Origin of the sequence: Sphingomonas sp., from assembly GCF_017744835.1 — a bacterium.
Taxonomy (GTDB): domain Bacteria; phylum Pseudomonadota; class Alphaproteobacteria; order Sphingomonadales; family Sphingomonadaceae; genus Sphingomonas.
Map to the genome: position 1 here is coordinate 516474 of NZ_JAGIAM010000003.1, position 21846 is coordinate 538319.

Annotated in this window: 17 protein-coding genes; 12 read left to right on the top strand and 5 right to left on the bottom strand. The window is 66.9% G+C overall.

From position 1 onward, the window contains the following. The first annotated feature begins 139 nt into the window (after window positions 1-139). The 3 genes from recA to J7500_RS10290 all read left to right on the top strand — a co-directional run bounded on the left by recA (window position 140) and on the right by J7500_RS10290 (window position 2844). On the top strand, window positions 140-1210 hold the full coding sequence (recA, locus tag J7500_RS10280; RefSeq protein WP_294061612.1) for a recombinase RecA: 1071 nt from the start codon (window positions 140-142) through the stop codon (window positions 1208-1210). A 180-nt stretch (window positions 1211-1390) separates the two neighbouring features. Beyond that, the gene (locus J7500_RS10285) at window positions 1391-2221 is read left to right on the top strand and encodes a trans-aconitate 2-methyltransferase (RefSeq protein WP_294061613.1); all 831 of its coding nucleotides are present in this window, start codon (window positions 1391-1393) and stop codon (window positions 2219-2221) included. Continuing rightward, on the top strand, window positions 2218-2844 hold the full coding sequence (locus J7500_RS10290) for a glutathione S-transferase (protein ID WP_294061614.1): 627 nt from the start codon (window positions 2218-2220) through the stop codon (window positions 2842-2844). Before J7500_RS10285 ends, J7500_RS10290 begins: the two co-directional genes overlap by 4 nt. Here J7500_RS10290 and J7500_RS10295 read toward each other — a convergent pair. Continuing rightward, window positions 2835-4166, bottom strand: a complete 1332-nt coding sequence (locus tag J7500_RS10295; RefSeq protein ID WP_294061615.1) for a dicarboxylate/amino acid:cation symporter — start codon at window positions 4164-4166, stop codon at window positions 2835-2837. The two genes, J7500_RS10290 and J7500_RS10295, sit on opposite strands and share 10 nt — an antisense overlap. Window positions 4167-4264: 98 nt before the next feature. Between J7500_RS10295 and J7500_RS10300 the strand changes: the two genes are divergently transcribed. The 4 genes from J7500_RS10300 to J7500_RS10315 are packed head-to-tail and all read left to right on the top strand — an operon-like array spanning window position 4265 to window position 9662. After that, complete coding sequence (locus J7500_RS10300; RefSeq protein ID WP_294061616.1) at window positions 4265-5515, top strand: Xaa-Pro peptidase family protein; 1251 nt, start codon at window positions 4265-4267, stop codon at window positions 5513-5515. After that, a complete protein-coding gene (locus tag J7500_RS10305; protein ID WP_294061617.1) occupies window positions 5512-6414 on the top strand; it encodes a diacylglycerol kinase family protein in 903 nt (300 codons plus the stop codon). The genes J7500_RS10300 and J7500_RS10305 overlap by 4 nt, the downstream gene beginning before the upstream one ends. 59 nt (window positions 6415-6473) lie before the next feature. Then, the gene (gene alaS, locus J7500_RS10310; RefSeq protein ID WP_294061618.1) at window positions 6474-9134 is read left to right on the top strand and encodes an alanine--tRNA ligase; all 2661 of its coding nucleotides are present in this window, start codon (window positions 6474-6476) and stop codon (window positions 9132-9134) included. Between the two features lie 18 nt (window positions 9135-9152). Beyond that, entirely contained in the window at window positions 9153-9662 is a 510-nt protein-coding gene (locus tag J7500_RS10315) for a hypothetical protein (protein ID WP_294061619.1), read from the top strand. Window positions 9663-9674: 12 nt separating this feature from the next. Here the strand turns inward: J7500_RS10315 and J7500_RS10320 are convergent, their stop codons facing one another. Beyond that, window positions 9675-10190, bottom strand: a complete 516-nt coding sequence (locus J7500_RS10320; protein ID WP_294061620.1) for a hypothetical protein — start codon at window positions 10188-10190, stop codon at window positions 9675-9677. A 68-nt stretch (window positions 10191-10258) separates the two neighbouring features. Beyond that, the gene (locus J7500_RS10325; RefSeq protein ID WP_294061621.1) at window positions 10259-12043 is read right to left on the bottom strand and encodes a cation:proton antiporter; all 1785 of its coding nucleotides are present in this window, start codon (window positions 12041-12043) and stop codon (window positions 10259-10261) included. A gap of 579 nt (window positions 12044-12622) precedes the next feature. Here J7500_RS10325 and J7500_RS10330 point away from each other — a divergent pair. Next, window positions 12623-15733 (top strand): TonB-dependent receptor, encoded by a 3111-nt coding sequence (locus J7500_RS10330; protein ID WP_294061622.1) that lies wholly within the window; start codon window positions 12623-12625, stop codon window positions 15731-15733. Window positions 15734-15793: 60 nt separating this feature from the next. Here the strand turns inward: J7500_RS10330 and J7500_RS10335 are convergent, their stop codons facing one another. Then, a complete protein-coding gene (locus J7500_RS10335; RefSeq protein ID WP_294061623.1) occupies window positions 15794-17014 on the bottom strand; it encodes an NADP-dependent isocitrate dehydrogenase in 1221 nt (406 codons plus the stop codon). A gap of 77 nt (window positions 17015-17091) precedes the next feature. Then, window positions 17092-17709 (bottom strand): methyltransferase domain-containing protein, encoded by a 618-nt coding sequence (locus J7500_RS10340; RefSeq protein ID WP_294061624.1) that lies wholly within the window; start codon window positions 17707-17709, stop codon window positions 17092-17094. Window positions 17710-17947: 238 nt separating this feature from the next. Between J7500_RS10340 and J7500_RS10345 the strand changes: the two genes are divergently transcribed. The 4 genes from J7500_RS10345 (at window position 17948) to tsf (ending at window position 21764) form a co-directional block, all read left to right on the top strand. Next, window positions 17948-18676 (top strand): phosphatidylserine decarboxylase, encoded by a 729-nt coding sequence (locus J7500_RS10345; RefSeq protein ID WP_294061625.1) that lies wholly within the window; start codon window positions 17948-17950, stop codon window positions 18674-18676. Beyond that, window positions 18673-19461 (top strand): CDP-diacylglycerol--serine O-phosphatidyltransferase, encoded by a 789-nt coding sequence (gene pssA / locus J7500_RS10350; RefSeq protein WP_294061626.1) that lies wholly within the window; start codon window positions 18673-18675, stop codon window positions 19459-19461. The genes J7500_RS10345 and pssA overlap by 4 nt, the downstream gene beginning before the upstream one ends. Before the next feature lie 461 nt (window positions 19462-19922). Beyond that, window positions 19923-20756, top strand: coding sequence for a 30S ribosomal protein S2 (gene rpsB / locus J7500_RS10355; RefSeq protein WP_294061627.1), 834 nt, complete (start codon window positions 19923-19925; stop codon window positions 20754-20756). A gap of 78 nt (window positions 20757-20834) precedes the next feature. Further along, entirely contained in the window at window positions 20835-21764 is a 930-nt protein-coding gene (tsf, locus tag J7500_RS10360; protein WP_294061628.1) for a translation elongation factor Ts, read from the top strand. The last annotated feature ends 82 nt before the right edge of the window (window positions 21765-21846 follow it).

A 21846-nucleotide genomic window follows, 5' to 3' on the forward strand; every position in this document is an offset into this window, starting at 1 on the left:
GACACTCCACCCCGAGACGACGCGTCCCAAAACGCACCGCCCCGAAGTTCCCCTCTTGTTCCATGAGAACAAATGCTGTACGGACCCAACTCACGCGTTGAACGTGCGGCCCAAACCCTCTAGCGAACGGGACTTCAACATGGCGGCTTCCCTAAAGGTGATCGACGGCAACATGGCCATTTCCACGGACAAGCAGAAGGCGCTCGACGCCGCACTCGCGCAGATCGACCGCGCGTTCGGCAAGGGCTCGGCGATGCGGCTGGGCTCGAAGGAGACGATGCAGGTCGAGGCGATCTCGACCGGCTCGCTGGGGCTCGACATCGCGCTGGGCGTCGGCGGTCTGCCGCGCGGCCGCGTCATCGAAGTCTATGGTCCGGAAAGCTCGGGCAAGACCACGCTCGCGCTCCACGTCATCGCCGAGGCGCAGAAGAACGGCGGCACCGCGGCCTTCGTCGACGCCGAGCACGCGCTCGACCCGGTCTATGCCAAGAAGCTCGGCGTCAACATCGACGAGCTGATCGTCTCGCAGCCCGACACCGGCGAGCAGGCGCTCGAGATCACCGACACGCTCGTCCGCTCGAACGCGATCGACGTTCTCGTGGTCGATTCGGTCGCCGCGCTGGTGCCCCGCGCCGAGATCGAGGGTGAGATGGGCGACAGCCACGTCGGCCTCCAGGCGCGCCTGATGTCGCAGTCGCTCCGCAAGCTCACCGGCTCGATCAGCCGCTCGCGCTGCATGGTGATCTTCATCAACCAGCTGCGCATGAAGATCGGCGTGATGTACGGCAATCCGGAGACCACGACCGGCGGCAACGCGCTCAAGTTCTACGCCTCGGTCCGCCTCGACATCCGCCGTACCGGCCAGATCAAGGACCGCGAGGACATCATCGGCAACTCGACGCGCGTGAAGGTCGTCAAGAACAAGGTGGCGCCGCCGTTCAAGCAGGTCGAGTTCGACATCATGTACGGCGAGGGCATCTCCAAGATCGGCGAGATACTCGATCTCGGCGTCAAGGCGGGGCTGGTCGAGAAGGCGGGCGCCTGGTTCAGCTACGACAGCGTCCGCATCGGCCAGGGCCGCGAGAACGCCAAGACCTTCCTCAAGGAAAATCCCGAGCTGTGCGACCGGCTCGAGGCTGCGATCCGCGGCCGCACCGAGCAGGTCGCCGAGGGGCTGATGACCGGCCCCGAGCCCGACGACGACCTCTGACGCGTTGATTTGGCCGCCTCGTCGCGAGCGGCGGTCGCGGGAGACGATCCCACTGGAAGACCCGGCGCACCCCGCGCCGGGTCTTTCGCGTTTTGCGGCGGAACGCTGCGGGTTTATCTGTCACATGCGCAATGATCGAAAAGTTTCGGCCACCGGCCGGCATCGCGGGAAGGGGAGCGGATGACGACGAACTTCGACTGGACCGGCCGCGTCGGTGATGTCTGGGCAGAGGAATGGCAGCGGACCGACCGCAGCCTGGCCGGACTCGCGCGCCGGCTCGACGCCGCGATCCTGGCGGTTGCGCCCCACGGAGGCACTGCGATCGACCTGGGCTGCGGCGCAGGCGGCACTTCGATCGCGCTCGCCACTGCCCGTCCGCAACTCGCGGTGACCGGCATCGACTTGTCGCCTTCGCTGATCGCTATCGCCCGCGAGCGCGCCGCCGGCATTCCCAATCTCGCCTTCCGCGTCGCCGATGCGCAGAGCTTGGGCGGGGCGGGCGCCGACCTGCTCGTCTCGCGCCACGGCGTCATGTTCTTCGACGATCCGGTCGCTGGCTTCTCGGCGCTCCGCGATGCCGCCAATCCCGGCGCCAGGCTCGTCTTCTCCTGCTTCCGCGCCCGCACGAGCAACGAATGGGCCGTCGCGGTCGACGACGCGGTCGGCAACGACGTTCCGCCGTCCGAAGGCTATACGCCCGGCCCCTTCGGCCTCTCCGACCCCGGTTTCACTGCCGACGTGTTCGCCCGCGCCGGATGGACCGAGGCCGAGGTCCAGTCGATCGATTTCACTTACGTAGCCGGCGAGGGCGAGGACCCGGTCGAGGATGCGCTCGGTTTCTTCTCGCGGATCGGGCCTGCCGCGCGCGCGATGATCGATGCCGCCCCCGATCGCCGGGGAGCCATGCGCGAGTCGCTCCGCGCCATGCTCGCCGCCCGTGCAGCCGACGAAGTCGTGGCGTTCGGCGCGGGCGCCTGGATCTGGACCGCGACCGCCGGAGAGCCCGCATGACGATCATCGTCCACCATTTGGAGAACAGCCGCTCGCAGCGCGTGCTCTGGCTGCTCGAGGAATTGGGCCTGCCCTACGAGGTCCGGCGCTACCAGCGCGACAAGGCGACGATGCTCGCCCCGCCCGAGCTCCGGCGCATCCATCCGCTCGGCAAGTCGCCGGTGATCGAGCGCGAGGGCCGCGTCGTCGCGGAAACCGGCGCGATCATCGAATATCTGGTCGAGCTCGCCGATGGCAGGCTCGGCCCGCCCGCGCACCGCGACGACACGCTGCGCTATCGCCATTTCCTCCATTATGCCGAGGGGTCGCTGATGCCCCCGTTGCTGGTCAAGCTCGTGCTCGGCCGCGTGCCGGTGCTCGGCAAGGTGGCACAGAAGAGGTTCCAGCCGATGATCGACGTCCACCTCGACTATGTCGAAGCCGAGCTGGCGCAGCGCCCCTGGTTCGCGGGCAGGGAATTCACTGCCGCCGACGTGATGATGAGCTTCCCGCTCGAAGCCGCCGTGGCCCGCGCCGCCGCGACCGAGGGGCGACGGCACATCGCCGACTGGCTCGCCCGCATCCACGCGCGGCCCGCCTATCGCGCCGCGCTCGAACGGGGAGGACCCTACGCCTACGCCTGAGGCTTGCCGTAATCCTCGAAGCTGTCGTCCGCCCCCGGCGCGGGCGCCGAGGGGAAGACGATCTTGTGGTCGGGCGATTCGGGAGCGTCGAACCCGCCTTCCCAGCGCGCTACGACCGTGGCGGCCACCGCATTGCCTATCACATTGGTTGCGGTGCGGCCCATGTCGAGGAAATGGTCGACCGCCAGGATCAGCAGCACGCCCGCCTCGGGGATCTGGAAGTGCGACAGCGTGCCGGTGATCACCACAAGGCTGGCGCGCGGCACGCCGGCGATGCCCTTGCTGGTGATCATCAGCATCAGCAGCATCGTGATCATCGTCCCCCAATCGAGGTGGATGCCATAGGCCTGGGCGATGAAGATCGACGCGAACGTCATGTACATCATCGAGCCGTCGAGATTGAACGAATAGCCGAGCGGCAGCACGAAGCTGGCGATCCGCGGCGGCACGCCGAACTTGTCGAGCGCCTCGAGCGTGCGCGGATAGGCGGCTTCGGACGAGGCAGTGGAGAAGCCCAGGAGGATCGGGTCGCGCAGATAGCGCAGCAGCAGCCCGGTGCGCCGCCCCACGACGAGGTAGCAGGCGCCGAGCAGCACCGCCCAGAGGACGAAGAGCCCGATGTAGAAGCTGCCCATGAAGAAGGCGAGGTCACCCACCACGCCTAGCCCGCGCGTCGCGAGCGTCCGCGCCACTGCGCAGAACACCGCGACCGGCGCGAAGAGCATGACATAGCCGGTGACGGTGAGCATCACCGAGACCAGCGACTCCAGCCCGTCGAGCAACGGCTTGGCGCGCTCGCCCACGGCGGCCATCGCCACGCCGAAGAAGAGCGAGAAGATGACGAGCTGGAGGATGTCGTTGCTCGCCATCGCCTCGATTGCCGAGGTGGGAATGAGGTGCGTGAAGAACTTCGCTGCGTCAAAGGCCGAGCGATCGACTCCGCTCGACGCCGCCACGTCGGGGAGCGGCAGGTTCAGCCCGACGCCGGGCTGGAGGAGGTTGACCAGGATGAGGCCGAGCGTGAGCGAGACGAGGCTCGCGCAGACGAACCACAGGAAGGCACGGACGCCGACACGCCCGATCGCCCCGGTGCCGCCCATGTGCGCGATGCCCACCGTCAGCGTCGAGACCACCAGCGGGGCGATGATCATCTTGATCAGGTGCAGGAACATCTGCGTGGGAATGTCGAGGTAATAGGCGATGTTCTCGACGAACTTGGTGCCCGCGCCGCCGCCGTCGTCATAGGCGGCGTTCAGCGCCCAGCCCAGCAGCCCCCCGAGCACCAGGCCCGCCAGAATGTACCACGTCAAACGCTTGCCCACACGGACCCCCTTTGGTTTCACCTGCTACGGAAGGGGATTGTCGCCGCCGGGTCAAGAACCCTATCGCTCGCAGCCATAGCTTTTCCGGGGAGAAACCCTTGCCGATCCTCACTCGCCGCGCGCTGCTTGCTGCCGCCGGCACTGCACCTCTGCTCTCGATCCCTGCCGTGCTCCGTGCGGCCGAGCCCGACCTTTCCGAGCTCAAGGACATCACGCAGGGTGCGCAGCCGATCCCGGCCGAGGAGCGGCTCGCGCGGATCGCCCGTGCGCAGAAGCTGATGAAGGCGAACGGCATCGGCGCGGTGCTGATCGAGCCGGGCTCGTCGCTGCTCTATTTCACTGGCGTGCGCTGGGGCCGCAGCGAGCGGCTCACCGCTGCGATCCTGCCGGTGGAAGGCGAGCCGTGCATCGTCACGCCGTTCTTCGAGGAGCCGCGCACCCGCGAGACGCTGGCGATCCCGGCGGAGGTCCGCGTGTGGCAGGAGGATGAAGACCCGCTCAAGACGGTAGCCGGGTTCCTGGAGGACCGCAGGCTTGCGCGGTTGCCCGTCGGGATCGAGGAGACGGTGCGCTATTTCGCAGTCGACGGGCTGCAGAAGGCGGGGTTGCAGGTGGTCTCGGCCAATCCGGTCGTCCGTGGCTGCCGGATGATCAAGACGCCCGCCGAAATCGCATTGATGCAACTCGCCACCGACGTGACGATCGCGGCCTATCGCTGGGTCCATCCGCGCGTTCAGAAGGGGATGACGCAGCACGACGTCTCCGCGCTGATGGACGCCGCGACGATCAAGCTGGGCGGCGCGCCCGAGTTCAGCATGGTGCTCGTGGGCGAGGGTGCCGCCTATCCGCACGGCACCAAGGTACCCTCGCCGGTGGCGGACGGGCGAATCGTGCTGATGGACTGCGGCTGCACGGTGCAGGGCTATCAATCCGACGTGTCGCGCACCTGGGTGCACGGCACCGCCACCTCCGAGCAGCGCAAGGTGTGGGATCAGGTCGCGCGCGGCCAGCAGGTCGCGTTCGAAGCGGCGCGGCTGGGCACGCCGGCTGGGCAAGTCGATGACGCGGTGCGCCGCTATTATGCGAGCCTTGGTTACGGGCCGGATTATAAGCTGCCGGGCCTGTCGCATCGCACCGGCCACGGCATCGGCATGGACGGACACGAGCCGGTCAATCTCGTTCGCGGGGAGAAGACGCGGCTCGCGCCGGGAATGTGCTTCTCGAACGAGCCGGGCATCTACATCCCGGGCAGCTTCGGGGTGCGGATCGAGGATTGCTTCCACATGACCGAGACTGGCCCGAAGTGGTTCAGCACGCCGCCGCGCTCGATCGACCGGCCCGTCGAATGAGCGCCCCGGTCCCCGTCCTGGTCAATGCGAGCGGGGGTACCGCCGCCGCGAAGGGCGAGGGCCTGCGCGCAGAGATCGAGAAGGCGTTCGCGGACGCAGGCGTCGAGATCGACCTCAAGCTGCTTGAAGGGGAAGCGATGCAGCCCGCGATCGAAGCGGCTGCCGGTGCCGAAATCCTGGTGGTGGGCGGCGGCGACGGCACGCTCGGCAGCGCCGCGGCCGCCCTGGCCCGGAGCGGCTCGGCGCTCGGCATCCTGCCGCTCGGCACGCGCAACCACCTCGCGCGCGAATTGGGCATTCCCCTCGACCTGGCTGAAGCCGCGAAGCTGATCGCTTCGGGCAGGCGGCGCCAGATCGATCTGGCGCGCGTGAACGGCGAGGCGTTCGTCAACAACGCCTCGATCGGCCTCTATCCCGACATGGTCGAGGAGCGCGAGGGCCTGGCGTTGCCGAAGAAGCTGGCGGCGCTTCCGGCTGCCGCGGCGGCGCTCAAGCGGATGCGCCATCGCCGGCTGCATCTGCGGATGCCGGGCGTGGACCGCGAAGTCGTCACGCCGATGCTGTTCGTCGGCAACAATCGATACGTGCTGGACGCGGGCAAGCTGGGGCAGCGCAAGGCGCTCGATGATGGCGTGCTCTCGGTCTATGCGGTGGCGTCGCGCCGCCGCCTGGCGCTGATCGGCTTCGCGATCCGTGCGCTTCTGGGGCGGGCCGATCCCGAGCGCGACTTCGCCGCGATCGGCGACACAGCGGAGCTCCGCGTCACCGGGCCGGTGGACGGCATCCACGTCGCGCTCGACGGCGAAGTGCGGAGGCTGCGCGTGCCGCTGGAATTCGCGATAGAGCCGGGTGCGCTCACCGTCGTCGCGCCTCCCGCGGACACAACTCGGACGGATTGATCGTCCTGATCGAAGTGTTTCGCTTGAGCGAAGCGCCGCGCGCAACTAAGTCGCTGCTCATGACGTCCACCAACGATATCCGCCGTTCGTTCCTCGACTATTTCGAGCGCGAGGGCCATGCGCGCGTGCCTTCGGCGCCGCTCGTTCCGCACAACGACCCCACGCTCATGTTCACGAACGCGGGCATGGTTCCGTTCAAGAACGTGTTCACGGGGCTGGAGAGCCGTCCGTACAGCACGGCGACGAGTAGCCAGAAGTGCGTCCGCGCGGGCGGCAAGCACAACGACCTGGACAATGTCGGCTACACGGCACGCCACCACACCTTCTTCGAAATGCTCGGCAATTTCTCGTTCGGCGACTATTTCAAGGACCGCGCGATCGAGCTGGCGTGGAACCTGATCACCCGCGAATGGGGTATCGCCAAGGACCGGTTGACCGTCACCGTCTATCATAACGACGACCAGGCGTTCGACCTGTGGAAGAAGATCGCGGGCCTGCCCGACAGCCGCATCATCCGCATCCCGACCAAGGACAATTTCTGGGTGATGGGCGCGGACGGCCCATGCGGCCCCTGCTCGGAGATCTTCTTCGACCATGGCGACCACATCTGGGGCGGCCCGCCGGGATCGCCGGAAGAGGATGGCGACCGCTTCGTCGAAATCTGGAATCTGGTCTTCATGCAGTTCCTGCAGGCGGACGACCAGATCGTCGGCGACCTGCCGCGTCCGTCGATCGACACCGGCATGGGGCTCGAGCGCGTCGCAGCGGTGCTGCAGGGCGTGCACGACAATTACGACACCGACACGTTCAAGGCGCTGATCGCCGAATCGGGGGCGCTCACCGGCGCGGCCACGACCGGTGACAATCAGGCGAGCCATCGCGTGATCGCCGATCACCTGCGTTCGTCGGGCTTTTTGGTCGCCGATGGCGTGCTGCCGGCGAACGAAGGCCGCGGCTATGTGCTCCGCCGCATCATGCGGCGCGCGATGCGTCACGCGCACCTGCTGGGCGCCAAGGAGCCGATGATGCACCGCATGGTGCCGGCGCTGGTCGCCGAGATGGGGGCTGCCTTCCCCGAGCTGGTCCGCGCGCAGCCGCTGATCGAGGCGACGCTCCTCCAGGAAGAGACGCGCTTCCGCCAGACGCTGGCGAACGGCCTGCGCCTGCTGGACGAGGCGACGCAGGGTCTGGGCGAAGGTGATACGCTGCCGGGCGCGACTGCCTTCAAGCTCTACGACACCTTTGGCTTCCCCTATGACCTGACCGAGGACGCGCTGCGGTCCAAGTCGATCAGCGTCGATCGCGACGGCTTCGATTCGGCGATGGCCGAGCAGAAGCGCGCTGCCCGCGCGGCCTGGAAGGGCTCGGGCGAGAAGGCGTCCGACGAGCTGTGGTACGATCTGGCGGACGAACTCGGGAGCACCGAGTTCATCGGCTATTCGGGAACGCAGGGCGAAGGCCAGATCGTCGCGATCGTCAAGAACGGCGCGCGCGTCGACAGCGCCAAGCCCGGCGACGCCGTGACGCTGCTCACCAACCAGACGCCCTTCTACGGCGAGAGCGGCGGCCAGATGGGCGACGCGGGCACGATCTCGAACGAGAAGGGGCTGCGCGCGATCGTCGAGGACACGTCGAAGCCGCTCGGCCGGCTCCACGCGCATCACGCGAAGATCGAGGCCGGCGAGATCGCGGTCGGCGACACCGTGCATCTGGTCGTGGATGCCGAGCGCCGCGACCGCATCCGCGCCAACCACAGCGCCACCCACCTGCTCCACGCAGCGCTGCGCAAGCGGCTTGGCGGCCATGTCACCCAGAAGGGCAGCCTGGTTGCGCCCGACCGGCTGCGCTTCGACTTCTCGCATCCCTCGGCGCTGACCGCCGAGGAGATCGCCGACATCGAGGCCGACGTGAACGCCCAGATCCGCAACAACGAAGCGGTGACGACGCGGCTGATGACGCCCGACGACGCGATCGCCGCTGGCGCCATGGCGCTGTTCGGCGAGAAGTACGGCGACGAGGTTCGCGTGCTCTCGATGGGCCGCGGCGAGGACGCTTCCTACTCGGTCGAACTCTGCGGCGGCACGCACGTCAATGCGACGGGCGACATCGCGATCTTCAAGATCATCTCGGAGAGTGCCGTCTCCTCGGGCGTGCGGCGCATCGAGGCGCTGACCGGCGAGGGCGCGCGCCAGTGGCTCAACGCCCGCGACGAGCGTCTCAAGGAGGCTGCGGCCGCACTCAAGGCTTCGCCCGACGAAGTCCCGGCGCGCGTCGCCGCGCTGGTCGAGGAACGCCGCAAGCTCGAGCGCGAGCTGGCCGAGGCCAAGAAGGCGCTGGCGCTGGGCGGCGGCGGTTCGGCTGCGCCGGCCGGGCCGGAGCAGGTCGGCGGCGTGAACTTCGTCGGCCAGGTGCTCGACGGGCTCGAGGCCAAGGCGCTGCGGGGTGCGGTCGACGAGGCCAAGGCGCGCATCGGCTCGGGGGTGGTCGCGCTGGTCGCGGTCAACGAGGGCCGCGCCTCCGTCGCGGTGGGGGTCACGGACGATCTCGCCGGCGCGCAGAATGCCGTGGAGCTGGTCAAGCGCGCGGTCGAAGTGCTGGGCGGGCAGGGCGGCGGCGGCCGGCCGGACATGGCGCAGGGCGGCGGCCCCGACGGAAGCAAGGCGTCCGACGCGCTCGCCGCGGTGCGCGGCGCGATCGCCGCCGAGAAGGCTGCGGCCTGAGGCAAGGGAGCAAGCAAGATGATCATCCTTCCCGTCCTTCTCGCCATCGCGGCTCAGGCCGGGGGGGATGAAGACACGCTCACGCCGGCGCGCGAGGGCCTGCTCCGCTGCACTTCGCCCGATCCCGCGCGCAAGACCTGCAGCTCGCTGACAAGCTTCACGATTCGGCCCGACGGCAGCTTCGAGGCGGAGGTGACCGGCATCGGCGGACCGGCGGGGATCCAGGTCCATTATCGCATGCCGGGCAAGATCGTCGGCGGCGCGGCGTGCTTCGTGCACCGCACCGATACGCTGGCGAGCGCGACCTTCACCAAGCCCAATGCGCGGCTTGCCCAGTCGCTGCAGGAGACGCTGCGCCGCGACCTTGCGGCGGCGATGGCGCCGCTCAATGGCCGCCAGCGCTGCTACCGCGACCAGATCGACAATGCCGTGCTGATTGCCCGGACGACGCTCGACGGTGTCGCGCAGCCGGACCTCGACCGCCCGGTACGCTGGGTCGCGCCCGGCGACGGCTACAAGGTCGAATAATCCGGCCGGGAACTACATCCCGAGCTTATAGCCCTCGTCGGGGCGCACCCAGATCGCGCGCCGAGTGAGATCGGGACGGGCGGTGCCCTCCACGGTCACATCGAGCCGCAGCACGTCGCCTTCAGGCACTGCGCGCGAGCACGCCTTCTTGCCGTCGAGCGGGGCGACCGCCCCGACGAGCTGTCCTCGAATCGCGTCGCCGGTCGCGGCATCCGCGGGCGCCCCTTCGATCGTGATCCTGGCATTGGCATAGTCCTGCTGGCGGATGACCGCGCAGAGCGCATCGCCCTCCGCCTTGCCCGAGCTGCGAGTTTCCATCACGATCGCAGGCGTGGGCGCGATCATCACGCGCGCCACGCTGTCGAACGAGCCGTCGGGCCGCACCGTCAGCGAGGCGAGACCGAGGCACGTCTTCTTTTCCTTATTGGGCTGGATGCATTGGATCTTGCCCTCACGCGCGGACGCCAGCGGATCGGCTGCGGCCTGGCTTTGCGTGGCGGCGAGCAGAAGCAGAAGCGTTCCGAACATGCGCGTTCATCTCCCCAATTGGCGGCAGCATGCGCTCGGCACTTGCGGCGGGCAAGTGCGAAGGGCGATCAGCCGGGCGAGCTTTCCGCCTCGCCCAGCCGCGTCCGGCGCAACCGCGGCTCGCGCTCGAGGCCCGCGGCTTCCTTGATCGACTTGCGCATCTCGTCGCGCTTCTCGTGGATCGAAGCGATCACCGGGCCCACCGCCATGCCGACGTCGACCAGCACGGCCTCCGAGAGCTGGAGCGAGCTTTCGAGCGTCTCCGGCACGGCGTCGCTCGCGCCCGCCTTGTAGAGCTCGGCGGCGTGCGCGGCGTCGCGGGCGCGGGCGATGATCGGCAAATTCGGCACCCAGCCGCGCACCCGCCGCGTCAGCCGCACGGTGAGCACCGGATCATCCATGGTCAGCACCAGCGCCCTGGCATGGCCCAGCTTGAGCTGGTCGACGAGTTCGGTGCGAGTCACGTCGCCGAACAGGACGGTGTAGCCGTCGCGGCGGGCGGCGTTGACGTTGTCGATATCGGCGTCCACGCCGAGATAGGGCTGACCGTGGCGTCGCAGCATGTCCGCGACGGTGCGGCCGACGCGGCCGAAGCCGAGGATCACCGTGCCGTGGCTCAGCTGGCCGGGATCGGTGGCGGGGGGATCGTCCTTCTCCTGCGCCTCGATCAAGCGGGAGGCGAACTGGCCGACCTTGGCGAGCACCGGCGTGGCGGTGAGGCCGATCGCAGTCACGGCGGTCCAGAAGGCTGTGGTAGCGGGGGAGATCAGCGCCGCCGTGCCCGCGACACCGAGCACGATCAGCGTGGTCTCCGACGGGCTGGCCATCAGCACGCCGGTCTCCGCCGCGGTGCCGGTGCGCGCGCCCGAGAGCTTGAGCAACCCGGTGGTGACGGCGACCTTGACCACCATCACCATCACGGTCGCGCCCAGCAGCATCGGCCAATTGGTGGCGAGGAAGCCGAGCTCGAGGCGCATGCCGACGGTGATCAGGAAGACGCCGAGCGCGAGGCCCTTGAAGGGGGCGGTGATCGCCTCGACGGCGCCGTGATATTCGGTCTCGGCGATCAGCAGCCCCGCGATCAGCGCGCCGACGATCGGCGACAGGCCGGCGGCGGCGGTGGCGAGGCTCGCGACGATCACGACGAGCAGGCTGGCGGCGAGGAACAGCTCGGGGCTCTTGGTGCGTGCGGCCTGGGCGAACATGCGCGGCAGCAGCAGCCGCCCGCCGAGGAAGAGCGCGGCGACCGTGGCGACGCCCATCGCCAGCGTCACGAACAGGTTGGTGAGCCCCGCCACGCCGGGTGCGGGCGACATGGCGCCGAGCATGAAGATGATCGGGACCAGCGCGAGATCCTCGAACAGCAGCATGGCGAAGGCAGCGCGGCCGACGGCGCTGGTGGTGCCGGCGATCGGGAGCACCAGCGCCGTGGAGGAAAGCGCGAGCGCCAGCCCGAGGCCGATCGCCCCTGCGGTGCTCAGCCCCGTCAGGTAGAGCAGCGCGGCGAGGATGAGCCCGGACGAGGCCAGCTCGGCCGCGCCCAGGCCGAACACCAGCCTGCGCATCGCCCAGAGTCGCCGGAACGAGAGCTCGAGGCCGATCGAAAAGAGCAGCAGCACGATGCCGAGCTCGGCAAACGGCTCGATCGCATGCGGGTCGGAGATGGTGACGTAGAAGAGCCAGGGATGCTGGCCGACGAGGGCGCCGAGCGCGCGGGGGCCGACCAGCGCGCCCACCAGGATGAACCCGATGACCGGGCTGATCCTGAAGCGCGCGAACGCCGGGATCACGAGCCCCGCCGCACCGAGGATCACCAGCGCATCGCTGAAGCCGCTGTTCTGCAGGCTCAGCATGCGCGGCCCAGCGGGTTACAAGAACCGAGGCCGGAGCCAGCGCGTCCAGCGCTCGACCTTCTTCGGAAATTTACAAACGAGAGGAGCATGCCAGCCATCATCCCCGAACGGCAGCACGGGCGCCCCCTTTTTGCAAGGCGGGGCGGTCAGGTTTCTTGCCAGCTGCCCTCGAATAGCGCCGCGCTCGCGAGGAGACCGCGACTTGCCAGATGAGTCGCGCGCCGGAGTGATGCGTAATTTATTACGTATGCGTAACTAATCTTAAGATGTGCGTCGCCATTGACATCAGCTAACAGAGCATGCCCCGCATATGTATGAAACTATAGTTCCATATGTTTGCCAATGCACTGATACGTGTTCTTGTGAGCCTACTGTAACATGCCATGTAGCATTTTTGCTACAGGCCAAATGAAAGGTAAATAGAGCAAGCAATGCTTGCTTTACAGCTTCCTGCGGGCGGCTCAATCTTTTGGAGCCACCATGCGCAGGCGTTGCGGGTAGGCAACGAGCTGCGAGTGGAAAACAGCCTCGGCGGCGTCACGCGACCTCGGACGAGGCAGCAGCAGCGAGGAAAGAGACGTGAGCAGCAGCATCCACTTCGTGGGCAAGGTCGCCTTGCTGGCCACCGCCGCGCCCCTGTCGATCGCCTTGGCGGTTCCCGCCTATGGTCAGGACACCAGCGCCCGGGATCCCGCGGCGCCGACGACGGCCCCCGCCCAGACGGAGCCCGCGCCCGCGGACACACAGGACCAAGGAGCAACCGCGGCGCAAGCGGAAGAGGGCGGCGAGATCGTCGTGACCGGCACGCTGTTCCGCACCCGGGCCGCGACACCGTCGCCGGTGACGGTGCTCAATGCCGAGACGCTCGACCAGCGCGGCATCAACACCACGCAGGAAGCGATCCAGCGGCTCGCCTCTAACAATGGTCCCGCGCTCACCAACTCCTTCTCGGCGAATGGCGCGTTTGCGGCCGGCGCCTCCGCGGTGTCGCTACGCGGGCTCAGCACCAATTCGACGCTGGTGCTCTTCGATGGGCTGCGCGCGTCCTATTATCCGCTCGCTGACGATGCGACGCGCAACTTCGTCGATCTCAACACCATCCCCGACGACATCGTCGACCGCATCGAAGTGCTGCGCGACGGCGCTTCGTCGACCTATGGCGCGGATGCCATCGCGGGCGTGGTCAACGTGATCACCAAGAAGGAGATCAAGGGGATCAGCGGACGTGCCGAGGTGGGGATCACCGAGCGCGGCGACGGCGCCAACCACCGGTTCAGCCTGACTGGCGGCTTCGGCGATCTGAGTGAGCAAGGCTTCAACGCCTATCTCAGCGGCTTCTACTACCACCAGGAAGCGCTCTACAATCGTGAGCGGCCCTATCCCTACAACTCGCAGAACCAGTCGGGGATCTGCCGCGACGGCGTGTGCGGGCCGTCGATCGGACCAAACGGGGGCTCGATCAATCCGTCGACCGGCGGCTTCTCGGGCTTTTCGACGGGAACCGATTCCAGTCTGTTCGCGACGACCTTCTTCGTCGCGCCCGCGGGCCCGGACAATGCGGCCGAGACCGGGCGCTATCAGTTCCTCAATCCGGCCGCGGGCTGCATCACCGGTGAGACGCCCTATACGCTCACCGACGCCGAGTTCGCCGCCGATCCGCGCGCGCCCCGCACCGTCTGCCAGGGTGATCTGGTGACGCAATATGGCGTGATCTCGCCGGAGATTACGCGCTGGGGCGGGTCGTTCCGCGCTACCGGCCGGATCAGCGACGACATCGAGGCCTATTTCGAAGGCAATTTCCTGCAGAGCAACGTGAGTTTCAACGGCCTGCCGGCGAGCATCCGCCGGAACGGCCCGACCGGCATCGACTTCCCGCGCTTCAGCACCGCGGCGCCGGCCGGGGGCGCGAATGCGGTCGGGTCGTTCATCCTGGCGCTGCCGGTCTATGTCTGTCCACTCATCAACAATCTGCCGGACCCGAACTGCAACGCGGCGAATCCGAACGCCAGGCTCAATCCGAACAATCCCTTCGCCGGCCAAGGGCAGGTGGCGCGCATCCTCGGGCGGCTTCCGAACATTCAGGAATATAACGAGACGCGCAGCCGCACGTATCGCGCGGCGGGTGGGGTTTCCGGCTCCTTCGCGGATGACTGGAACTTCTCGATCGAAGGCGTTGCGATGCGTACCGATCTGACGCGGATCCAGAACGGCTATGTCTACATCCAGAACCTGCTCAACGTAGTCGCCGACGGCCGCTACAATTTCGTCAATCCGTTTGCCAACACCCAAGAAACGCTGGATTATCTCTCGCCGGACAATATCAACGAATCCCGGTCCGAGCTGTATGCGATCGATGCCAGCGTGGCTGGCAAGCTGTTCGATCTTCCGGGCGGTCCGCTGGAGATCGGCGTCGGCGGGGCGCTGCGCTGGGAGTCGATCAATGCGCCCAGCGCCAATCCGGACTCCAACGGTCCGACGCAGCGTTATTTCGTCCTGAACGCGTTCGGCACCAGCGGCAGCCGCAGCGTCCGCTCGGCCTATGCCGAGCTCAAGGCGCCGATCATTCGTGCGCTCGAGGTGAATCTCTCGGGACGCTACGACAGCTATTCGAGCGGGCAGGACGCCTTTTCGCCCAAGGTGGGTGTGAAGTTCACGCCGATCGACCAGCTGGTGATCCGCGGCACCTGGTCGCGCGGCTTCCGCATACCGAGCTTCGCCGAAGCGAATGCCATTCCGACCACCGGCTTCGTGACCGCGACGCAGTCGCTCTTCAACGACACGTTCCTGGCGCAGTACAATTGCTCGCTGGCGACATTCAACACCTGCCCGACCTACATCCGCACCGCGAGCTACGGCCAGACGACGCTGGCCAGCCCGGACCTCGAGCCCGAACGTTCGACCAGCTATACCGCGGGCGTGCTGTTCGAGCCGATCCGGAACCTGAGCTTCACGGTCGACTACTACAACATCAAGAAGACCGGTGCGATCACCACCCCGAGCAACCGCCCGGCGCTGCTCGCCTATTATCAGGGCCAACCGATCCCGCCGGGATTCAACGTGATCCCCGACTCGCCCGATCCCAACTTCCCGAACGCGCGTCCGCGGGTTGCGTTCGTGCAGTCGCAGTTGATCAACGCCAACACGATCCGCGCCGAAGGGCTCGATTTCGGGGCGCGGGTGCAAGTCGACCTGTCGCCCTCGGTCCGCTTCATCTCTGCGCTCGAGGCGAGCTGGATCATCAACCTTGAGACCGAGTTCCCGGACGGGACGGTCGAATCCTACGAAGGCACGCTCGGCAACTTCAACCTGACCGCAGGGTCGGGCACGCCCGAGTGGCGCGGAAGCTGGCAGAACACGCTCGAGTGGGACAAGCTGACGCTGACCGCCACTGCCGATTTCTTCGGCGGCTACAATCTCTCGGCGGCCGACCAGGGCACCGAACCGGGCGACTGCGGCATGCTGTCCGAGCAATTCGTGGCGTGCGACGTACCGGACTATATCACCGTCGACCTGTCGGCGAGCTACAAGGTCGCCGACAAGTTCACGATCTACATGAACGTGCTCAACCTGTTCGATAACCTGCCGCCGATCGATCCGATCACTTACGGTGCGAACAACTATAACCCCGTCCAGGGCGGCACGGGCATTTTCGGTCGGTCATTCCGCGTCGGCACGAAGTTCAACTTCTAGGCAAAGCAAAAGGGGGAGCGTTTCCGCTCCCCCTCTCGTTCTTCGGTTCAGCCGGCTGGCTTACTGCCAGCTGCCCATCGCGGTCTCGAGGTTGACGCGGATCGCCTCGAAGAACTGCTCGGTGGTCATCCAGGCCTGGTCCGGTCCGATCAGCAGCGCGAGGTCCTTGGTCATCTTGCCGCTCTCGACGGTCTCGATGCAGACCTTCTCGAGCGTCTCGGCGAAGCGAGTCACCTCGGGGGTGTTGTCGAACTTGCCGCGATACTTGAGGCCGCCGGTCCAGGCGAAGATCGACGCGATCGGGTTGGTCGAGGTCGCCTTGCCCTGCTGGTGCTGGCGATAGTGGCGCGTGACGGTGCCGTGCGCCGCCTCGGCCTCGATCGTCTTGCCGTCCGGAGTCATCAGCACCGACGTCATCAGGCCCAGCGAGCCGAAGCCCTGGGCGACCTGGTCCGACTGGACGTCGCCGTCATAGTTCTTGCAGGCCCACACGAACTCGCCGTGCCACTTGAGCGCCGAGGCGACCATGTCGTCGATCAGGCGGTGCTCGTAGACGATGCCCGCGGCCTGGAACTGGTCCTTGAACTCGGTCTCGAACACTTCGGCGAAGATGTCCTTGAAGCGGCCGTCATAGCCCTTGAGGATCGTGTTCTTGGTCGAGAGGTAAAGCGGCCAGCCGCGGCCGAGCGCATAATTCATGCTGGCATGGGCGAAGTCGCGGATCGACTCGTCGAGATTGTACATGCCCATCGCGACGCCGGCGGCGGGGAAGTCGAACACGTCGTGCTCGATCACGTCGCCATTCTCGCCTTCCCACTTCATCGTCAGCTTGCCCTTGCCGGGCACCTTGAAGTCGGTGGCCTTGTACTGGTCGCCGAAGGCATGGCGACCGACGACGATCGGCTTGGTCCAGCCCGGGATCAGGCGCGGCACGTTAGAGATCACGATCGGCTCGCGGAAGATCACGCCGCCGAGGATGTTGCGGATCGTGCCGTTGGGCGACTTCCACATCTTCTTGAGGCCGAATTCCTCGACGCGCGCCTCGTCCGGAGTGATCGTCGCGCACTTCACGCCCACGCCATATTGCTTGATCGCGTTGGCCGAATCGATCGTGATCTGGTCGTTGGTCTCGTCGCGCTTCTCGACGCCGAGGTCGTAATATTTCAGGTCGATGTCGAGATAGGGGAGGATCAGGCGCTCGCGGATCCACTGCCAGATGATCCGCGTCATCTCGTCGCCGTCGATCTCCACGACCGGCGTTGCAACCTTGATCTTCGCCATGTGCTCGCTTCCTGTTTTATGGGTTTGGGCGAGCGTCTAGGAGGATGGGGAAGGGGGATCAAGCCGATCCCGCGCAATCACTCCTTCCAGGCCCACCAGAGCTGGGCGGGGGGCAGGTTCCACCATTCGACCGCATGGTCGATGTGATTCCAGTGCGGGGTGAGGAAGTTCTTCACCTTGGGATTGTACTGGTAGACGAGGAATGCGCCGCCGGGGCGCAGCACCTCTTGCGTGGCCTTGGCGATCTGGTCGCCCACGCCCGGAGGAAGCGTCGAAAAGGGCAGGCCCGAGGCGATAAAGTCCGCCTGCTCGAAGCCATGTTCGCGGACGATCTTCTGCACATCGGCAGCCGAACCGTTGACCGCGATGAAGCGCGGATCGTCGATCGTGGCGCTGAGATAGTCTATGAAGTCGGGATTGGTGTCGATCACGATCAGCTTCGCGTCGGGCGCGAGGCGCTCGAGGATCGGGCGCGTGAAGGTGCCGACTCCCGGGCCATATTCGACGAACAGTTTGCAGTTGGCCCAATCGACCGGCTTCAGCATGTGCCGCACCAGCGCCTGCGACGACGAGGCGACGGCGCCGACCATTACGGGGTGCTTGAAGAAGCCCTTCAAGAACATCAGCCAGGGCGAAGGCACATGCGCTCCGCGGGCACGGGTGCGGCGCTTGGCCTCTGCGGTGGATGCGGGCATGCTAATCCTTCGAGTAAAATGGCGGTCGTGAACCGCGCCTGCGCAAAAATCCGGCCGGATTCAAGCGCCCCAACGATATCCGTCCGAACGCAAGACGCGCTGAATCGGGCTCGGCAGGTCCAATATACGAGCCACGGCCTTTCCTCAAACGCTATGTGTTAGGCGGATAGGACAGTGGCGGCGGGCGCGATGAATGCCGGTCTAGGAAAGTCGCGGCGACGCGGCTAAACCCCCGCGCATGGCATCGCTCGACAAGCCTCCCGTCGTCACTTCCACGGTGAAGTGGCGCTTTCCGGACATTCACCCCGAAGGACGCAAATATGTGCTCATCGCAGCCGCGATCGCGCTGCTGAGCTTGTTCGTCTGGGATTTCATCACCTGGCCGCTCGTGTTCCTGACACTGGGCGTGGCGGCCTTCTTCCGCGACCCCGTGCGCGTCACGCCGCAGGGCGAGGGGCTGATCGTCTCGCCCGCCGACGGCCTGATCACGATGATCGAGCGCGTGCCGCTGCCGCCCGAGCTCACCGGGCCGCACGCGCTGGGCGACGCGCCGATGGTGCGCGTATCGGTGTTCATGAGCGTGTTCGACGTCCATGTGAACCGCACGCCGATCACCGGCACGATCAAGCACGTGATCTACATTTCCGGCAAGTTCATGAACGCCGACTTCGACAAGGCGAGCGACGAGAACGAGCGCCAGCACATCGTGGTCGAGGACCGCGACGGGCTGCGCATCGGCTTCACGCAGATCGCCGGGCTGGTCGCGCGGCGCATCGTCGCCTTCGTCAAGTCGGGCGACATGGTCGTGGCCGGGCAGCGCGTCGGTCTGATCCGCTTCGGCAGCCGCGTCGACGTGTTCATTCCTGAGGATTATGCCTGCCAGGTGGCGCTCGGCCAGCGCGCGATTGCCGGCGAGACCATCCTGGCGCGCAAGGGCGGCACCGCCGCGACCGGGATCTCGCAATGAGGCCGCCGCGGCGCGAGCGGGGAATCCCGCTTCGCGCGGTGCTTCCGAACACCGTCACGGCGCTCGCGCTCTGCTCGGGCCTGACGTCGATCCGCTTCGCGATGCTCGGCAAATGGGAGCTGGCGGTGCTGATGGTGCTGCTCGCCGCCGTGCTCGACGGCGTCGACGGCCGGATCGCGCGATGGGTTCGTGCGGAGAGCCGCTTCGGCGCCGAGCTCGACAGCCTTTCCGACGCGATCTCCTTCGGCGTCGCACCGGCGCTGATCCTCTACCTCTGGTCTCTCAACGAGTTGGGCAGCTTCGGCTGGATGATCGCGCTGCTGCTCGCGCTGTTCTGCGCGCTGCGCCTCGCGCGGTTCAACGCCAACATCGACCGCGAGCACCAGCCGCACAAATCGGCAGGCTTCCTGACCGGTGTGCCGGCGCCGGCGGGCGCAGTGCTCGCGCTCACGCCCCTGTTCCTGTGGCTGTGGATCGACCTGCCGCAGTTCCGCGCACCGCTGATGATCGCGCCCTGGACCGCCTTCGTCGCGGTGTTGATGATCTCGAGCATCGCAACGTTCGCGCCGACGGTCCGGCTGCGGCAACGGATCCGATTCGAGGCCGTGGCGATGCTGGTGGTGCTGGTGGCGGCGCTGGTCTCCGCGCCTTGGCCGACGCTGGCGCTGCTCGCCTTCGCCTATCTGGCCATGATCCCGTTCAGCGTGCGCAGCTATCGCCGCGTCAGGCGGCTGCGCGCAGCGGCAGACGTGCAGGCATCCGGGCTGGGACCGCACGCACCGTAAGCCGGGCGAGGCGCGGCGGAAGCGCCGGAAGCGTGGAGGCGGGGCGGACGAGCTCGGCGAAGCGGTGGAGCTGGGGGCGAATGCTTACGAACATCGCGCATATGGAAAGCGTGAAGGCGGCGGCGAAGAGCAGCAGAACAGCAAATCCAATCATCACTCGCTCCCAATTCGCTGGGCGGTAGAATCACAGGATTCTCAACCGCTTGGCTCTATCGGACGTTCCTTGTCCGCGTTCTGGACGCTGTATGTTCCACGAACGTTCCGCTGTCAAGCGCATGTTCCGCGATTGTTCCGCCTCCTCCGAGGCGCGGCTGGAAAATCGCGGCCCGGCCACCTACTTGCGCATCGTGGCGCGCTCGGCTAAGGGCGCCGCCTCAACCCGCATGGGAAGCATCATAAACCGGTGCCGCGAAACCGCGGTCACTCGCTTCCCAGAGGCTCAACCGGAAGGAGTTATCCCTATGGCGGCACCTGTCGTCACCATGCAGCAGCTGCTCGAATCGGGCGCGCACTTCGGTCACCAGACCCACCGCTGGAACCCGAAGATGAAGCCCTACATCTTCGGCGACCGCAACGGCGTCCACATCATCGACCTCTCGCAGACCGTGCCGCTCTTCGCGCGCGCTCTCGAGTTCGTGAACTCGACCGTCGCCGCCGGCGGCAAGGTGCTGTTCGTCGGCACCAAGCGCCAGGCGCAGGAGCCGATCGCCGAGGCTGCGCGCCGCGCCGGGCAGCACTTCGTCAACCACCGCTGGCTGGGCGGCATGCTCACCAACTGGAAGACGATCTCGCAGTCGATCAAGCGCCTCAAGACGCTCGAGGAGCAGCTTTCGGGCGACACGCACGGCCTGACCAAGAAGGAAGTGCTGCAGCTCACCCGCGAGCGCGACAAGCTCGAGCTCTCGCTCGGCGGCATCCGCGACATGGGCGGCATCCCGGACATCATGTTCGTGATCGACGCCAACAAGGAAGAGCTGGCGATCAAGGAAGCCAACACGCTGGGTATCCCGGTCGTCGCGATCCTCGACTCGAACGTGAGCCCGGACGGCATCGCCTTCCCGGTGCCCGCGAACGACGACGCGTCGCGCGCCATCCGCCTCTACTGCGAGGCGATCGCCATCGCGGCGACCCGCGGCAACCAGGACCGCCAGGCGAGCTTCGGCGTCGACCTGGGCGCCCAGGAAGAGGCTCCGATCGAGCCCGCCCTGACCGAAGTTGCCGGCGAGCCGGAAGCGCCCGCCGCTTCGACCGAGCCGGAAACGGCGGTCGAGGGTGAGCGTCAGATCGACGCCTAAGCCCGTCATCGAACCGTAATCGGGGCGGGGCAGGGCACAGGCACTGCTCCGCCCGAATTTTAGCTGAGGGAAACGAACATGGCCGAGATCACTGCAGCAGCCGTGAAGGAGCTCCGTGAAAAGAGCGGCGCCGGCATGATGGATTGCAAGAAGGCGCTCTCCGAGACCAACGGCGACATGGAAGCCGCGGCCGACTGGCTGCGCGCCAAGGGCCTGGCCGCCGCCGCCAAGAAGTCGAGCCGCACCGCGGCCGAGGGCCTCGTCGGCGTCGCCGTCGCGGGCACCAAGGGCGTGGCCGTCGAAGTCAACTCGCAGACCGACTTCGTCGCCAAGAACGACATCTTCCAGGGCTTCGTGCGCGACGTGACCGCGCTCGCGCTCGAGACCGGTGACGACATCGAGGCGATCAAGGCCGCGAAGATGCCGCAGGGCGGCACCGTCGACGAGGTGCTGACCGCCAACATCTCGACCATCGGCGAGAACCAGGTCCTGCGTCGCGCGAAGAAGGTCGAAGTCGCCAAGGGCGCGGTGATCCCGTACGTCCACAATGCGGCGGCTCCGGGCCTGGGCAAGATCGGCGTGCTCGTCGCGCTCGAATCGGACGCGGGCGTCGACGTGCTCGAGCCGCTCGGCAAGCAGCTGGCGATGCACATCGCTGCGGCCTTCCCGCTGGCGCTCGACGAGACCGGCCTCGACCAGGAGACGCTGGAGCGCGAGCGCGCCATCGCCAAGGAAAAGGCAGCCGAGAGCGGCAAGCCGGCCGACATCATCGAGAAGATGGTCGAAGGCTCGGTGAAGAAGTTCGCCAAGGAGAACGCCCTCCTCAGCCAGCTCTTCGTGATGGACGGCAAGACCCCGATCGCCGACGTCGTCGCGAAGGCGGGCAAGGACGCCGGTGCCTCGATCGTGCTCAAGGACTATGTCCGCTTCCAGCTCGGCGAAGGCATCGAGAAGGAAGAGAGCGACTTCGCTGCCGAAGTGGCGGCGACGGCGGGCCTCACCAAGTAACAAGGTCTTCCCGGACCTGAAGAACGGGCGCGGTCACCAGTGGTGGCCGCGCCCGTTTGCTTTTGGGGACGCGAGCCTTGGC

Excerpts from the sequence above, each read along its gene's own strand:
- recA (WP_294061612.1), top strand. The coding sequence starts at position 140 with ATGGCGGCTTCCCTAAAGGTGATCGACGGCAACATGGCCATTTCCACG.
- J7500_RS10285 (WP_294061613.1), top strand. The coding sequence starts at position 1,391 with ATGACGACGAACTTCGACTGGACCGGCCGCGTCGGTGATGTCTGGGCA.
- J7500_RS10290 (WP_294061614.1), top strand. The coding sequence starts at position 2,218 with ATGACGATCATCGTCCACCATTTGGAGAACAGCCGCTCGCAGCGCGTG.
- J7500_RS10305 (WP_294061617.1), top strand. The coding sequence starts at position 5,512 with ATGAGCGCCCCGGTCCCCGTCCTGGTCAATGCGAGCGGGGGTACCGCC.
- alaS (WP_294061618.1), top strand. The coding sequence starts at position 6,474 with ATGACGTCCACCAACGATATCCGCCGTTCGTTCCTCGACTATTTCGAG.
- J7500_RS10315 (WP_294061619.1), top strand. The coding sequence starts at position 9,153 with ATGATCATCCTTCCCGTCCTTCTCGCCATCGCGGCTCAGGCCGGGGGG.
- J7500_RS10320 (WP_294061620.1), bottom strand. The coding sequence starts at position 10,190 with ATGTTCGGAACGCTTCTGCTTCTGCTCGCCGCCACGCAAAGCCAGGCC.
- J7500_RS10325 (WP_294061621.1), bottom strand. The coding sequence starts at position 12,043 with ATGCTGAGCCTGCAGAACAGCGGCTTCAGCGATGCGCTGGTGATCCTC.
- J7500_RS10335 (WP_294061623.1), bottom strand. The coding sequence starts at position 17,014 with ATGGCGAAGATCAAGGTTGCAACGCCGGTCGTGGAGATCGACGGCGAC.
- J7500_RS10340 (WP_294061624.1), bottom strand. The coding sequence starts at position 17,709 with ATGCCCGCATCCACCGCAGAGGCCAAGCGCCGCACCCGTGCCCGCGGA.
- J7500_RS10345 (WP_294061625.1), top strand. The coding sequence starts at position 17,948 with ATGGCATCGCTCGACAAGCCTCCCGTCGTCACTTCCACGGTGAAGTGG.
- pssA (WP_294061626.1), top strand. The coding sequence starts at position 18,673 with ATGAGGCCGCCGCGGCGCGAGCGGGGAATCCCGCTTCGCGCGGTGCTT.
- rpsB (WP_294061627.1), top strand. The coding sequence starts at position 19,923 with ATGGCGGCACCTGTCGTCACCATGCAGCAGCTGCTCGAATCGGGCGCG.
- tsf (WP_294061628.1), top strand. The coding sequence starts at position 20,835 with ATGGCCGAGATCACTGCAGCAGCCGTGAAGGAGCTCCGTGAAAAGAGC.